Genomic DNA, 12,322 nt, shown 5'->3' with positions numbered 1-12,322 from the left:
CATGTTTCAGCTGCATAAAAAGAGCCGAAACATGTGAAATATAAGCTTGAAATTATTGGTTAAAACTTCTCGCCAACACCATTTGACAAAGAACCAACTAAAGAGACCCGCTGGGTCTCTTTTTCGTTTGTTTATGTGTTTGTTTGGCTTATGTTTGCTGTTCGTTACTGATAGCCGTTGATCACGACATCAAGCTTCCCTGTTTTCGGGTCAATCACGAGGCCGTGAACAGGAATGTCATCTGGTAGGAGTGGATGATTCTCAATTAAATCAACGGAGCTTTTAACGGATGCTTCTACACAGTCAAATCCTTCAAACCATTCATGGGCATCGACCGGTAAGTTGTTGATTTTTTCTTCGTCAATGCCGTGGACTTTCATATGTTCAATAAAGTTATCCGCATCTAAACTACTCATACCACAGTCATGATGACCGACAACATACACTTCATCTGCTTGTAAGGCATGGACAGCCACTAAAATACTGCGCATCACAGACCCATATGGATTTTTAATGATGGCACCGGCTGTTTTTAGGATTTTTACATCACCATTTTTAAAGTTCATCGCTTTTGGTAATAACTCTGTTAATCGTGTATCCATACAGGTCAGAATGACCGCGTGTTTATCTGGTACACTATTCGTTACGTAGGCTTCGTAGTCTTTGTTCTCTACAAAGACATGATTATGTTGTAAAATATCTTCTAGTAACATATAGAAAAATCCCCCTCGCTATTTTTTACTATCATAGTTAAAAAAGGGGATAAAATCAAGACTTTACTGAAAAGTTAGACACATTCACCTAGCTAGAAAGCGTAATCACGCATTATTTGTGTTAGACTTGATGGGGTGAGATAGATGAGAAAAATGAGCAAAGTTGTAGGATAAGATAAATTTCCCGGGAAATAAGGGTGAAAATGATGACAACTGACGATAAAAACCAAAAACAAAATCAAATAAGTAAACAAGAGACACCAGAAGAAATGATGCGCAAACAACAATGGCGTGCTGAACGTCAAAAACAAAGAGACATGGAACAAGAGAAAAAGCGCCAAGAAGAACAAGCCTATTTACGTCAAGTGAAACAAGAGATGATTGATGCGGATTTATTTGAACCACTCACGCATGAAGAGATGATCGACATCATCAGAGAAGAACGTCAACAAGGCCGAAAGAAAAAAACGCCGTTAACGTTATCAAAAGATATGAAACTGATTGGGTTGTTGTTGGCACTCGTTGTGTTGATTCAAGGGTTAGCGCTCGTCTTTCAAACCTTTAATATACCTGCTATTGAATTCGTCAAGACATCGATTGCACTATCGTTTGATGAAGAGGTTGAACAAATAAAAGACACGGTTGTCATTATTGATACTGGAGATGGTCGGGGGACGGGCTTTCTTATTTCGCCGGACGGATTAATTGTGACAAACGCTCATGTGGTTGATGATGAGACTGAAGTGACGGTCGGAATAAAAGATAAAGACGTGACGACAGGGGAAGTCATTAAACACATCCCGGAGGTGGATTTAGCCTTTGTGCAAGTGGAAGGCCGTGACTTACCGTATCTTGAGCTTAGTCGGCAATCAGTAGAAGCGGGAGAGTCGATCACTTTTGTTGGGAATCCTTTACGGTTTAACCGGATTGCCAATTCGGGAACGATTATTGGAGAAACGCCGGCGACGTTAGAAGCGGCTGTCTACGCGCTTGATGCACCTGTTTATAAAGGTAATAGCGGCAGTCCGGTTGTCAATGCGGCTGGCGAGGTCGTGGCGGTTATTTACGCGACACGTGAGAGTGTTGAATACGGACGAGTCGGACTGGCTATTGATGTTCGTACTGTTCAGACATGGGTGGATGAACTTGCTTTCGGTAAGCAAAACTAATATAGTCAATTAACTCACAAAAATAAAAAGCTTGTGACATGTCAATCACTGATGGATGATGCTTGTCGGTATCAAGAAATTGATGGATTCGCTTTTTTAATACATCATCTTTCGTCCTTAACATCAATATAAATAAACCGTCTTGGTTTTGTTCAAATAAATACATCGCACACAATACGTAAGAATCCATATCAGTCACCTCCAAAGTGAAATGGCTATCTGCGTTTAGTGTAAGCAGTTTTCGATAACCTATCCCGAGTAAATATTGGGTGACGTGTATAATCTTCTTGCGTTGTGGTTAAGCTAACAAAAGTTTAATCACAAGGAGGAAAATAAAATGAAACAACTGTTAGTATGTGTGATGTCTATTTTTTTGTTGGTAGCCTGTCAAACGGCAGATGAGTCACCTGAACCCAATGGTGATAACGGTGATATGAATGAAGAAGACAACAATCAAGGTGAGATGGACCAAAGTGAACAAGATAACGCTGGGGGTACAGAAGACAATGCAATGAATGATGGTTATGAATTATTGTCTGATGAAGCGTTAGAGGAACAAGTGAAAAGTGAACTAGAAGGTGTCGAGCGTGTTTATATGATGCGAATGGGCAAGACGGTCTATGTTGCGGCAGACGTTCAAGAAGATGCCTTTGATGTGGATGAAAAAGAACAAGCGGTGAGCCAAGTGGTGAAAGAAAAGTTACCTGAAGTAGAAACGGTAAGGTTAACGACAAATCCTGACTTTCTTGATTTGGCTAATCGTTATCAGGAAGACCTTGATGCCGGTAAACCGGTTGAAGGTTTCTTTAAAGAAACGGGCGAAATGATTGACCGAATCTTCCCTGATCAACAAAACTAATAAGGAAGACCGACGGTTTACTTAACTAAACCTATGTAGCTAAAAAAATGGTGCCATTTAAATGACCAGTGTGATGACGAGAGGAGTCGTTACACTGGTTTTAATTTTGTTGTTTTGTTTTTAAAAAAACAGTAAGGATATGATAAGATAAATAAGAGCATCAAATTATTTAACAGAAACGAGGGAAAAACAGTGACAAAAATGAACGTCGAGAGTTTTAATCTAGATCATACGAAAGTTGTTGCCCCTTACGTACGGCTAGTCGGTGTAACAACCGGTAAGCAAGGTGATACGGTACATAAATATGACGTGCGTTTCAAAGAACCAAATAAAGCTTATATGGAAATGCCCGGCTTACATTCATTAGAACATTTGATGGCTGAAAATATAAGAAACCATTCTGATCGCATATTAGATATTGGTCCAATGGGCTGTCAAACCGGCTTTTACTTAAGTGTGATTAATCATGATGATTATGACGCGATATTGGACATCATTGAACGCACGCTGACCGACGTTGTATCAGCTGAAACTGTCCCGGCTTGTAATGAAGTCCAGTGCGGGTTTGCGGCAAGTCATGACTTAGCTTTAGCTAAAATCTACGCAGAAGAGATGCTACAAAAAAGACAAGAATGGTCTGACGTATTTGGACCGAGTAAAGAAGAGGAGTGAAGAGAATGACCGATAGTTTAACGTATTTAAAGGAAAACCGCGACCGACATTTAGCATTATTACATGATTTTTTACGGATTAAAAGTGTGAGTACCGATTCTAGCTTTAAAGGTGAGATGACGAAGGCGGTTAACTTTTTAGTTGATTATTTACAAGAGATCGGCTTTACTGAGATTAACGTTCAAGAAACAGACAAGCATCCACTTGTCTATGCCCATTACCATGTCAGTGATGATTTACCGACGGCATTAATTTATGGTCATTATGATGTTCAACCTGCAGACCCTTATGAGTTATGGAATTCAGAACCATTTGAACCTGAAGTGCGTAACGGGCGCATTTATGCGCGCGGGGCAAGCGATGATAAAGGTCAAGTGTTTATGCATTTAGTTGCCTTAGAAGCATTAATGAAAACGAATGGAACGTTGCCGATTAATGTGAAGGTTTGTATTGAAGGAGAAGAAGAGATTGGCTCTGAAAATTTATATACGATCTTGAAGGAGAAAAAAGCTCAATTCGATGCTGACTTTTGTATCATTTCAGATTCTGGCATGGTCGAAGAAAATCAACCAACCGTCCTTTATGGACTGAAAGGCTTTACGGGTTTAGAATTTAGCGTGGTAGGTCCAAACCGTGACTTACACTCCGGTTTATACGGCGGAGCGGTTAGAAATCCATTAATGGCGATGAGTCACATTCTATCAACTATGAAAGATGTAAACGAAGTCGTCTTGGTTGATGGTTTCTATGATGACGTTGAACCACTGACAAAAGAAGAACGATCACTGATGGCTGAGGCACCAAAGGAAGATTATATGACGTCACTCAATATTCAAGAAACCGTTTCAGAACAAGGCTATACAGCAACAGAACATACGATGGCAAGACCGACATTAGAAATTAACGGTCTATTTGGCGGTTACCAAGGTGAGGGAACGAAAACGATTATTCCGGAGAAAGCAACCGCGAAACTCACCTGTCGCCTCGTCCCAGGTCAAGACCCAGATGATATCCAAGATAAGCTTGTGAAACATATTGAAGCTCATACACCGTCTGGTGTCACAGTTGAGATCACCCGCGAGCCTCTCTCAGCTAAGGCGTATAAAGTGGACTTTAACCATCCACTGATTAATCAAGCAGCGAAGAGCTATGGTAAGGCCTTTAATAAAGAAGCCGTCTTTGTCCGAATGGGTGGGTCGATTCCGGTCGTTGAATGGATCGATGATATATTTGATATCCCGGTCGTGCTACTCGGATTTGGAACACCTGATGACCGACTTCATTCACCGAATGAAAGTTTCCCGGTTGAGAACTTTGACCGCGGGATCGTCACCTTGGTGGATTTCTATCAACAAGTACCGCAACTAAAGTAACACATTCGCATGAGAAACTATAGGTAAAAGCACCGTGATCGTGATGTAGACGAGGGCGGTGCTTTTAGCTTTTTTGTTTTTTTCTATTCTTTTTGTTCGGAGTATCTTTTTGGTGTGTTTTTATCTGTTTTTTTCTTCATTAAAATACTTTCGATTAGGTCCTGTATGCGGTATGATTACATGTAAATAGATGTATAAGGAGGATTTATATGGACGCGATGCAACCGAAACAACGCAGTCAATTAAGGATTTTTCTTGGAAAGAAATATTACCGCTTAAAGCGCTCTATTCATTGGTATGTCGGTCAGGAGCATTACGCGAAAGCGCGCGCATCTGAAGGACTAAAATATGACGTGTTCACACATCAAACCGTGCTACTCAGACAGCTAAAAGATGTTGATATGTGGCTTCAGCACAACAAAGTTAAGAATTTAACGATAGCGGCTAAGCGGTTATCAGGCATTCTCATTAAGCCGGGGGAAACATTCTCTTACTGGAAGTTAATTGGTAACACAACGAAGCGAAAGGGATATGTGGATGGGATGATTCTCCATTACGGTAAAGTTACGACTGGAACGGGTGGAGGACTGTGTCAGTTATCTAACCTGATCTATTGGATGGTGCTTCATTCGCCGTTAACGGTGACCGAACGATATCGCCACAGTTATGACGTATTTCCAGACAGCAAACGCTCGCAACCATTTGGTAGCGGAGCCACGTGTAGTTATAATTACTTAGACTTACAATTTAATAATGATACGAATCAGACATTTCAACTAAACGTGGAGGTGACAGATACGCATCTTGTCGGACATATTTTATCTGATGTACCAACGTTACATCGCTACAAGATCTATGAGAAAAACCATCGCTTATCACAAGCCCATTGGGGCAGCTACTTACGACACAATCAGCTGTACCGTAAAGTGTACAATGCGAGTGGTGAAGAATTAAGAGATGAGTACGTGACGGAAAATCATGCGATTATGATGTATGACCCGTTTTTACAGTCGCCTGAAACATCAGACTTTTGTTGAGTGAAAAAATTCACAGTTTTCTTAAGGTTATTGTTTGACTTCAATACCGTATCGTGTATAAAATATAAGTAATGACTTATTTATCAAGGAGGTTTAAAAAGTGACTATTTTTCTCACACTCCTTACAGTGTTTGTAGGTTACTTGTTGTATACACGCTACGTACCTGTTCGAGGTGTCAAGTGCATTAAAAAAGATCAATTATCGTCTCAACCTATCTTGGTTGATTTACGTGACTATAGTGATTCCGCAAAAGAAGTCGTTGTCGGTGCTATTGCTTTACCTATTGCCTATATCAAACGCCATCATGATGGCTTACCTGCTTCAGGGATTGTCGTGATTGCCTCTGATGAGGTAGAAAAGAATATGGGTATTAGATTACTCAGACATCACGGTCATCAAATCAAAGGCTATGCGATTATTAATAACCCATGTAAATGTAAAAAGTATCTAGCAGAATTTGCATCTTAGAAGAATGAAATCAGAACGGAGGATTTTAATGGACTACTCACCAAAAGCAATTAATCGAATGAAACGGATTGAAGGTCAAGTGCGCGGCGTCCTTAAGATGATGGAAGAAGGGAAAGATTGTAAAGATGTCGTCACCCAAATGTCAGCGATACGCACGGCTATTGACCGAACAATGGGTGTCGTTGTGAGTTCGAACTTAGTTAGCTGTGTGATTGAAGCAGAAAAATCAGGCGAAGAAGACCCACAAAAGTTAGTCGATGAAGCCGTCCAATTACTTGTGAAAAGTAGATAATGTTGATAACACCTTTTAGGTGTTATTTTTTTGTCTTTTTTTATTTTTTATTATGACGTTGTTTCGTTTACCTCACCGAAGTAAGTCTTGTTGACTCACGGATGTATGATTAGTCGCCATTTTGGTGACACTACAAAAAAGAAATGAGAGTGAGGCGGACTGATGCGATTAACGTTTGATGAACAGGCGACTGAGACAATAATCGAACAGATAAAAAAAGACTTACGTCACCGAGAAGATTTAGTCATACGTCCGGTGAAAATCAATGAAGCGACGATTTATTTTTGTTATTTAACGGATACGGTTGATATAGAGGCGATAGCGATTGAGACGTTAAAACAACGGTTTGTGATTGAAAAGAAACGGCAAAATTCAGACGCGCTTTATTATGCTTGTCAAGAAATGGGTCCGACAGAAAAGGAACAAACACCGCGTGATTATCTTAACGTCATTCTAAATCATCAATTACTCGTTGTGTGTGAAAGTGCTGTTAGCGTCTCGATTGGCAAAAGTCACCACCGGGCGATTGGTGAAGTGAAAACACAAGAAGTGATTCGGGGGCCTAGAGAGGCCTTTACAGAATCTGTTGTTGTTAATCAAGCGATGCTTAGAGAGCGGTTGAAAAATAAACGCTTAATGTTTCAAACGCTAACGCTAGGGACAGAAACGAAAACAGATGTGAAGGTCGTTTACTTAGACGGGACATGTAAAAAAAAGCTCGTAGATGATATTGTGAAGCGGTTAAAAGAACAACCGTTAGAAGGCATATTAGAGAGTCATTATATTGAAACACTATTAGAGACCAATGTGAAGACGGTCTTTCCAACGGTATATAATACCGAACGACCTGACGTGATTACGGCTGGTTTACTTGAAGGACGCTGTGCCATTATTGTGGACGGGACCCCATTTGTGTTGATGGTCCCGGCGTTAATGTTTGACTTCTTACAGTCAAGTGAGGACTACTATCAACGCGCAGACATTGCTAGCGCGATTCGGATACTCAGAGTGGGAAGTTTTTTTGTGGCGTTATTAACACCCGCGGTATTTTTAGCGTTAACGTTGTTTCATCAAGAAGTTATTCCTACCGCGCTACTCGTTTCATTAGCGGCCCAGCGAGAAGGGATTCCTTTTCCTGCGGTAACGGAAGTGTTGTTAATGGAAATTACGTTCGAAATATTGCGAGAAGCAGGGGTACGGTTACCGAGTGCCGTTGGTTCAGCGGTCTCTATTGTTGGAGCGCTCGTACTCGGTCAAGCAGCGGTTGAAGCTGGGATTGTTTCCAGTGCGATGGTGATTATTGTCTCGATTACCGCCATTAGTAACTTCGTCTTTCCGAGTTATAATCTCGCCATATCCGTGCGATTATTACGGTTTATGTTTATTATTTCCGCTACGCTATTCGGCCTCATTGGCATTGTGTTAGGACTTATGTTACTGGCGTTTCATCTGACGACATTGGATTCAGTGGGGATTAGTTACTTAAGTGGTTTTGCGCCATATGATGCGGAAGCATCGGCTGATTTATGGGTGAGAGAGCGCCTTGATAAAAGAAAGCAACTGTTTCAACTAAAAACAGTCTTTAAACGAGAAAAGGTGAGAAAGAGGTAATCGGATGAAAAAGAAAGTCATCGGCTTATTATGTATGTTGCTGTTGCTTAGTGGCTGTTATTCACAAACAGAGCTTAACGAAATGATGGTGGCGACAGCGATAGGTGTTGATAAAACAGAGACAGGTGTGAACGTGACGCTACAAGTGCTTAATCCTTCAGAAGTGGCAGGAGGTACAACGAAGACGGGCCGACCGGGGGTGAGTTGTTACTCAGAAACAGGCGAGACGTTTTTTCATGCGCTTAGACGATTGACACGCATTACCCCGCGAAAGATCTTTCTTAGCCACATTCGCTTTGTCGCCTTTGATGAAGCGCTAGCCAGAGAGGGTCTCCTACCTTTATTAGATTTTCTTATGCGAGACCATGAACTGCGGAGCGATTTTTCTCTTTTTATTGTAAAAGAATATAAAGCCAATGACTTATTAAAAACACTGACTCCTATCGAACAAATTCCGGCCAATAAGGTATTGAACAGTACAATGGCCACAGAAGAGTTTTACGGTACCGCAGGAGAAAATGAATTAGAGGATTTTTATAAAGCCTTCTACTCTGAAGGGGTAGAACCAGTTTTAACGGGGATTGAATTGTTAGGTCAAGTAGACAGTGGAAGTAGCATCGAAAGTATCGAACAAACAGAACCTGAAACCATTATTAAAATCAATGATTTAGCTTTATTTAGAGAAGATCAGTTAGTGGGGTGGCTGACCGAGCAACAAAGTATTGGTTACGGTTATTGGACCAATCATATACAAAATACTGTCTCGGTTGTGTCGGTGAACGATGCGTTGGTCACCTTGGAAATCATGAAGGCAAAAGTAGCAATTAAACCAAGTGAAAAGCGCCGGCATTTTGATGTTACCACGACGATCCAGGCAAGTATTGGTCAAAGTGCTTGGGGCGATGTCGATGATCTAGCTAAATTAAAGCAAGCATTATCTGACGATATAAAAAATCAAATGTCACAATGTCTGGATCGTTTACGTGAGGAACAAATCGATAGTATCGGTTTAGGGCAATTGTTGTACCAGAATCAACCGTCTGTATGGGAAGAAGTAAAAGATGATTGGGATGAGACCTTTCAAAACGTAACCGCAAGTTATACATTTGATGTCACCATCTCTCAAAATGGACAAATAACCGCTGAGCGAGGTGCGCCAAAGTGAAACTAACAGAGCGACAGTTTAAGTATATCTTGTATTTTTCATTACTAGGCAGTCAACTGTTGTATATGCCAAAACTTGTGTTGTATTACTTAGATCACAATGGTTGGATGGCAATTATTCTCACTGGACTGTTTGCGGTAGGTTTAATTTTCATCGTTCCAAAACAATTGTTTGAAACAAATACAGCCCCTATGATTTCACAAGTGATTGTCGGTGTGGTCATTGCCCTATATGCGACGGGATTATTTGTATTTGAACTGATGGTGCTCGGTCAATTTATTACCTTTCAATATTTAATGGGTACGCCGTTTAAAGTCCTGATTATCCTTCTACTTCTGACAGTGTTTATATTAGGGTCAAAGACATTAGAACATGTGGGGAGAACAGTTGAAGTGTTTTATTATTTACCGACAGTGTCCATATTTTTAATTTTAATCATGGCACTGATTCAAGTAGACACATCTGCATTAAAACCAGTTCAGTTCTCGCTGGATCTCTCACTTTTAAAAGCGTGCAGTTTATTTTTTTCCGTCATTTTTACCGATGGGTTAGTCGTACTAAAACTCGGACAATTTGTGAAAGATGCTTCGGATGTAAAGGGGCTGTATGTAAAAACGGTGTTAAAAGTGATGGCCTTCTTTACGTTCGGGACAATTATTTCTGTGATGATTTTAGGTTCGAAATTAACAACGCTTACGACGTATCCACTTTATCACGTGTTAATGAATATTCATTGGTTTAGTTTGTTAGAGAGAATTGAAGCCATCTTTTCGTTATTTGTCATTGTGACAAGCGTGATGAAAATGGTGATTTTGTTGTATATAATCATCATTAGTTTTAATGCATCCCTATCCAAGCAAGCGATGCATGTCGTTCAGATTGGTTTGTTAATCGCCATGTATTTTTTAACAAACTATTTTATTCGCTCTCCCATCGTCATTTATAATTGGCTATACAGTAAGGGTTGGTATATCCTCATGTTAATAACGATGGTGTTACTGTTATCTTATCAATTGTTACGCATTCCGCGTCAAATCACAAAGAAAAGTAGGAGTGAGAAGCGCTTAAAATATAAAAAGTATAAAAAAAAACAATAAAACGTAATCGTTACTATTTACAAAACGTAACGGTTACGATATACTTATTCCCGTAGCAAAAATTCAAGGGGGATAAAGAAATGAAAAAATACTTATTATTATTTATAACCGCTATGATCCTTATACTGACGGCTTGCGGTGAATCAGATAGTGCATCAACAGATGATAGTGCAGTGGAATCTAACGATGAAGAATTAAAGGTAATGACGACGATTTATCCGTTACAATTCTTCGCCGGTGAAATTGGTGGAGAGTACGTTGAAGCCACCTCAATCTTACCCGCAGGTAGTGATGCACACTCATATGAACCGACATCAAAAGAAATGATTACCGCTGCTGAAGCTGACCTTTTTATTTACAATGAGGAACAAGCAGAAAGCTATGCGGTAACAATGAAAGAAGCACTAGCAGATGAAGATGTGACCTTTTTAGAAGCTTCAACCGGTCTTGATATGATTACTTATTTACACGATCATAGTCATGAAGAGGCGGATGACCATAGTCACGAAGAAGACGATCATAGTCATGAGGAAGAGGATCATGACGACGAGGTCGATGACCATGACATAGAAGCAGAACGCAGCCATGGTGATTATGATACCCACGTTTGGTTGAGCCCACAGTTATCGATTGAATTAAGTGAGAATATTTTAGATGAACTGATTCGCTTAATGCCAGCGCAAGAAGGTTATTTTAGAGCAAATTATGACACGCTTGTTGAAAAATTAACAACACTCGATGAACAGTTTAAAACGGTCCTTGATCAAGTGCCGAATAAAACAATTTTGGTCACCCATGCGGCGTATAATTACTGGGCGCGTGATTATGGCATTGAACAGTTAGCGGTGACAGGACTATCACCATCAAATGAGCCGTCGCAACAACAACTAATCGAACTGATTGATTTAGTTGAAGACCGGGCGATTGACACAATTTTATTTGAACAAAACATTTCATCCAAAGTATCAGAAGTAATTAGAGATGAGGCAGGACTAGAGACGAAAGAATTGCATAATCTGTCTACTTTGCGCACAGAAGATATTGAAAGTAATGACGATTACTTTAGTTTAATGGAGCGTAATTTGGCTGTGTTAGAAGAAGTATTAAGTGAATAGTTTTATAAACATCCGATGAAGTAGGTCTTTCGAAAGATACTTACTTCATCTTTTTTGTGTATAAACTCCTACTTTAAATTCGCTTGAATTTGTCGATATAATATAGAAAGCAATATTTTTAATCGTTGTTTTAATACGGGTATCAAGATGGCTGCGTTGGTCTATAAAGATGCGCCTTCATACATAAAGACTATCATGTATCTAAGTCACCGATGATTTTTATCGCTTTAGGGCGAGAAGCCACCTTCCTCAAGTGCGTCAGCACTAGGTGGCTGATGAATCGCTCGTTTTGAATATTTTTGAAGTGACAAACATATATTCCTCGTGGTATAATTAAGTCATTAACAATGACCGTCACAAAATAAAGAGAGGGTGGGTATCATGGGCATGAAGGCCATTTTTTCAAATCGCTTATATAAGCATAAGATTGACCCTGATTTTGTTACGTCCATGGATCACACCCTCCGGGTGTTTAATCAAGCCAAACATTTTCGCTATCAAGCGGAGGTCCGGGAGCTTAGGGGCTCGAAAGAGAAAAGTTCCGTCTCCATCCATCAACGGTTAAAGCAACGTTACGGATTAAATGATTATTATGCGAACAGTGCTGTTCAAGAAGGACGCGCCCTTCTATCCGCGCAAAGAGAATTGAAGAACATGTACATGCGTAATAAAAAAGAACAAATCAACGCCGTTAAAAGAAAAATAAAAGCGACGAAGGCGCGCTTGACAACCCTTCAAAAAATAAAAGCC

General features: G+C 40.1%; 13 protein-coding genes and 1 pseudogene. 12 read left to right on the top strand and 2 right to left on the bottom strand.

Going from position 1 to position 12,322, the window contains the following annotated elements; all coding sequences use genetic code 11:
* Window positions 1–164: 164 nt before the first annotated feature.
* A complete protein-coding gene (locus BM390_RS14880) occupies window positions 165–713 on the bottom strand; it encodes a beta-class carbonic anhydrase (RefSeq protein ID WP_062323783.1) in 549 nt (182 codons plus the stop codon).
* 206 nt (window positions 714–919) lie between these two features.
* On the opposite strand from BM390_RS14880, the gene BM390_RS14875 reads away from it, so the two are divergent.
* The gene (locus BM390_RS14875; RefSeq protein WP_062323785.1) at window positions 920–1,882 is read left to right on the top strand and encodes a S1C family serine protease; all 963 of its coding nucleotides are present in this window, start codon (window positions 920–922) and stop codon (window positions 1,880–1,882) included.
* Here BM390_RS14875 and BM390_RS14870 read toward each other — a convergent pair.
* Window positions 1,821–2,072 carry a YhdB family protein gene (locus BM390_RS14870; protein WP_089855708.1) on the bottom strand — a complete coding sequence of 84 codons (252 nt, stop codon included), beginning with the start codon at window positions 2,070–2,072 and terminating at the stop codon, window positions 1,821–1,823. The genes BM390_RS14875 and BM390_RS14870 overlap by 62 nt on opposite strands.
* A gap of 147 nt (window positions 2,073–2,219) precedes the next feature.
* Here BM390_RS14870 and BM390_RS14865 point away from each other — a divergent pair, with 147 nt between their 5' ends.
* The 11 genes and pseudogenes from BM390_RS14865 to BM390_RS14815 form a co-directional block, all read left to right on the top strand.
* Window positions 2,220–2,741 carry a YhcN/YlaJ family sporulation lipoprotein gene (locus BM390_RS14865; RefSeq protein ID WP_062323787.1) on the top strand — a complete coding sequence of 174 codons (522 nt, stop codon included), beginning with the start codon at window positions 2,220–2,222 and terminating at the stop codon, window positions 2,739–2,741.
* A 192-nt stretch (window positions 2,742–2,933) separates the two neighbouring features.
* Window positions 2,934–3,413, top strand: coding sequence for an S-ribosylhomocysteine lyase (locus BM390_RS14860; protein ID WP_062323788.1), 480 nt, complete (start codon window positions 2,934–2,936; stop codon window positions 3,411–3,413).
* 5 nt (window positions 3,414–3,418) lie between these two features.
* The gene (locus BM390_RS14855; RefSeq protein ID WP_062323791.1) at window positions 3,419–4,786 is read left to right on the top strand and encodes a dipeptidase; all 1,368 of its coding nucleotides are present in this window, start codon (window positions 3,419–3,421) and stop codon (window positions 4,784–4,786) included.
* A gap of 209 nt (window positions 4,787–4,995) precedes the next feature.
* Window positions 4,996–5,823, top strand: coding sequence for a VanW family protein (locus BM390_RS14850; RefSeq protein WP_369813903.1), 828 nt, complete (start codon window positions 4,996–4,998; stop codon window positions 5,821–5,823).
* 100 nt (window positions 5,824–5,923) lie between these two features.
* Window positions 5,924–6,292: a hypothetical protein gene (locus BM390_RS14845; protein ID WP_062323796.1), complete on the top strand. Its 369-nt coding sequence runs from the start codon at window positions 5,924–5,926 to the stop codon at window positions 6,290–6,292.
* A 28-nt stretch (window positions 6,293–6,320) separates the two neighbouring features.
* A complete protein-coding gene (locus tag BM390_RS14840; RefSeq protein ID WP_062323798.1) occupies window positions 6,321–6,584 on the top strand; it encodes a metal-sensitive transcriptional regulator in 264 nt (87 codons plus the stop codon).
* A 162-nt stretch (window positions 6,585–6,746) separates the two neighbouring features.
* Window positions 6,747–8,195: a spore germination protein gene (locus tag BM390_RS14835; protein ID WP_062323800.1), complete on the top strand. Its 1,449-nt coding sequence runs from the start codon at window positions 6,747–6,749 to the stop codon at window positions 8,193–8,195.
* Window positions 8,196–8,199: 4 nt separating this feature from the next.
* Window positions 8,200–9,360 carry a Ger(x)C family spore germination protein gene (locus BM390_RS14830; protein WP_062323803.1) on the top strand — a complete coding sequence of 387 codons (1,161 nt, stop codon included), beginning with the start codon at window positions 8,200–8,202 and terminating at the stop codon, window positions 9,358–9,360.
* A complete protein-coding gene (locus BM390_RS14825) occupies window positions 9,357–10,457 on the top strand; it encodes a GerAB/ArcD/ProY family transporter (protein ID WP_089855704.1) in 1,101 nt (366 codons plus the stop codon). The genes BM390_RS14830 and BM390_RS14825 overlap by 4 nt, the downstream gene beginning before the upstream one ends.
* A gap of 80 nt (window positions 10,458–10,537) precedes the next feature.
* On the top strand, window positions 10,538–11,572 hold the full coding sequence (locus BM390_RS14820; RefSeq protein ID WP_062323806.1) for a metal ABC transporter solute-binding protein, Zn/Mn family: 1,035 nt from the start codon (window positions 10,538–10,540) through the stop codon (window positions 11,570–11,572).
* A gap of 381 nt (window positions 11,573–11,953) precedes the next feature.
* Window positions 11,954–12,322, top strand: a pseudogene (locus BM390_RS14815) (hypothetical protein); the annotation flags it as partial.

Source organism: Halolactibacillus miurensis, from assembly GCF_900116255.1.
Classification (GTDB): Bacteria; Bacillota; Bacilli; order Bacillales; family Amphibacillaceae; genus Halolactibacillus; species Halolactibacillus miurensis.
The sequence above is the reverse complement of the archived record's forward strand: the minus strand, read 5'-3'. Positions and strand labels throughout refer to the sequence as shown.

Bases quoted from the DNA above. Each gene is read 5' to 3' on its own strand.
- BM390_RS14865 (WP_062323787.1), top strand. From the start codon at position 2,220: ATGAAACAACTGTTAGTATGTGTGATGTCTATTTTTTTGTTGGTAGCC.
- BM390_RS14870 (WP_089855708.1), bottom strand. From the start codon at position 2,072: ATGGATTCTTACGTATTGTGTGCGATGTATTTATTTGAACAAAACCAA.
- BM390_RS14830 (WP_062323803.1), top strand. From the start codon at position 8,200: ATGAAAAAGAAAGTCATCGGCTTATTATGTATGTTGCTGTTGCTTAGT.
- BM390_RS14820 (WP_062323806.1), top strand. From the start codon at position 10,538: ATGAAAAAATACTTATTATTATTTATAACCGCTATGATCCTTATACTG.
- BM390_RS14840 (WP_062323798.1), top strand. From the start codon at position 6,321: ATGGACTACTCACCAAAAGCAATTAATCGAATGAAACGGATTGAAGGT.
- BM390_RS14875 (WP_062323785.1), top strand. From the start codon at position 920: ATGACAACTGACGATAAAAACCAAAAACAAAATCAAATAAGTAAACAA.
- BM390_RS14835 (WP_062323800.1), top strand. From the start codon at position 6,747: ATGCGATTAACGTTTGATGAACAGGCGACTGAGACAATAATCGAACAG.
- BM390_RS14850 (WP_369813903.1), top strand. From the start codon at position 4,996: ATGGACGCGATGCAACCGAAACAACGCAGTCAATTAAGGATTTTTCTT.
- BM390_RS14880 (WP_062323783.1), bottom strand. From the start codon at position 713: ATGTTACTAGAAGATATTTTACAACATAATCATGTCTTTGTAGAGAAC.
- BM390_RS14855 (WP_062323791.1), top strand. From the start codon at position 3,419: ATGACCGATAGTTTAACGTATTTAAAGGAAAACCGCGACCGACATTTA.